This is a genomic window from Pauljensenia sp. UMB3104 (assembly GCF_030217285.1).
In the GTDB taxonomy this organism is placed as follows: domain Bacteria; phylum Actinomycetota; class Actinomycetes; order Actinomycetales; family Actinomycetaceae; genus Pauljensenia.
This window is the reverse complement of record NZ_JASONN010000682.1, coordinates 1-228: the sequence shown is the minus strand read 5'-3', so window position 1 is coordinate 228 and position 228 is coordinate 1. Positions and strand designations below refer to the sequence as shown.

Annotated in this window: 1 protein-coding gene; it reads left to right on the top strand. The window is 61.0% G+C overall.

What is annotated here, in order from left to right; translation table 11 throughout:
- Positions 1–228: hypothetical protein (locus QP415_RS13270; protein WP_285100380.1), on the top strand; the 228-nt coding region annotated here is incomplete at both ends.

The following is a 228-nucleotide window of genomic DNA, read 5'->3' as shown; positions in this document are numbered from 1 at the left end:
TACACCCTCGTGAACGCCTCCTCCGCCCTGTACTACTACCGTGATCAGCCGTCCTCCTACGTCATGCAGGTGCAGGGCCTGGAAGGCGTCTACGGAAAGTGGACGATGAACACGTTCTACCACAACGAGAAGTACTCGGTTCCCGACGCCTCCATCCGCGGAGGCAAGGTCTCCATCTGGCAGGGTGGCCACGGTATGGTCACCGACCATGAGGCAGAGGCCTGGGTC